At 30.6% G+C, this 1,703-nt stretch carries 1 protein-coding gene; it reads left to right on the top strand.

Annotated features, from left to right (window positions below):
- Nucleotides 1-935 precede the first annotated feature (935 nt).
- On the top strand, nt 936-1,634 hold the full coding sequence (locus AOQ71_RS43725; protein ID WP_044425278.1) for a hypothetical protein: 699 nt from the start codon (nt 936-938) through the stop codon (nt 1,632-1,634).
- Nucleotides 1,635-1,703: the final 69 nt, after the last annotated feature.

Raw genomic sequence — 1,703 nt, 5'->3', positions numbered from 1 at the left:
TAAAGCACTGATCGAGTTGTAAAAAAATCCACAGTTCATGGGCTTTTTGAATGAAAAAGTCATTGATGATCATGAGAGCAATTTTCTTTTCAGTGTTTGAATCCGGGTATGAGTACATATTATATTTCTCCGATAATAAGGATAAATGGGTTAGCTGATAAGCTATTTATAACACATAAAAAATGTGTTTGTCACATTTTTTATGTGTTTTTTTGAGTTTTATGGTCTGTGTTATACTTCTAATTCAAACAGATTGTATTTATCACGATGCCATACGAAGAATTTCAAAGACTTATGGGGAAAGCAGGTCTTTCAATTAAGGAATTTGCAACCTTATTGGACATGAACCCAAACTCCATAACTAACTATAAAAAGATCGGAAAAGTACCTACTCATATCGCTGTTCTGGTTTACTTACTTTCTAGCATGAAAGATGAGGGTGTAGACTTTTACCCTATTTTTGAAAAAATTAAGTCGTATTCAAAAGACTAAAACTCTCGTTTGTTGATTGTTGTAAGCTGTTAGTGATGACGTAAAAAATGCCTGAAGTTCAGGCATTTTTTTGTTTCAGGGACTTATAAGCCTCGATAGAACTTTTCAATAAAGTATCGAGTTTTGAGAACCAGGGTGATCATCAAATTCTTATATTCTGATATCTTAGGTCGAGCAATCGGTAAACCGGACATTTCTATTTGGGGGTTACAACTGAATTACGTATAAGAGATTTTATGTTAAATATTAATTTTCATATCTAAAATAAAATATTTATGTATATGATTTATATAAATTATATTTTTTGTTACAAATGTGGTGATACCTAGAGTCTCCTAAAAACCGTTAATGTAATTACAATAGCACCTATTTTTAATTAAGTAATTGATTTATATTGAATATATGTGTTAACTTAAGGTTTGAGTTCATCTGAGAAAAGAATAATGGAAAGAAATCTAAATTTAGCAAATTCAATTTTCGAAGGCTTTAATGATAAAAACGGATTAATGATTTGTGGCTATGAATGGGGATGGTCAAAAGAAGATCAAAAATTGGATGAAAGCGATAGCCGTCCCGCAGTAGATATGAGCATTGAATGTACATTTAGTAATAAATCCCTAAGGTATGGTCCTTCTTCTAATACTTGGCCTTATGATAAAAATATCAAAAAATGGTTTAAGTTTTGGGGACACCCATTAAACGATGAAAATTTAGGTTCAGACTTTGATAAATGTATTATTCAAACTAATTGGGCCTATACGAGTAATGCAGATATAGAAAGCTATAATCGTTTCTTAGAAAAAGAAGCAGTTGATAATTTTATTCATCATATTAAAGTTTTGAGACCCAAAGTAATTTTATTTATGGGTAGTAAGCTTATTAATTTTCTGAGAAATATAGATGTTTGGGATAGGTTTACTGCTATTGTTGGTCCAGAAATAGAACCCTTAAAAATGGTACAAAAAACAGATTTTGATGGTACTCGATTTAAAGTTTACTTTGATAATTTTGAACAATGCCAAGTTGTGTGCTTACCACATCCATCTAGTAGTAGAGGTCTATCTGATGAATATATCAAATTATTTGAACCAGAATTAGGAACAATCATTACTGAATATAAGAAACAAAAGGGTATTCTATAAAACTAATTATGAAAAAAGTCCATCTCATCCAAGCAGATATAACAGCTTTTGCTGTACATGCCATCGTTA

Source organism: Bradyrhizobium manausense, assembly GCF_001440035.1.
GTDB classification, from domain to species: domain Bacteria; phylum Pseudomonadota; class Alphaproteobacteria; order Rhizobiales; family Xanthobacteraceae; genus Bradyrhizobium; species Bradyrhizobium manausense.
This window is presented reverse-complemented; position numbering and strand designations above follow the sequence as displayed.

Coding starts and splice junctions, on each gene's coding strand:
- AOQ71_RS43725 (WP_044425278.1), top strand. CDS start 936: ATGGAAAGAAATCTAAATTTAGCAAATTCAATTTTCGAAGGCTTTAAT.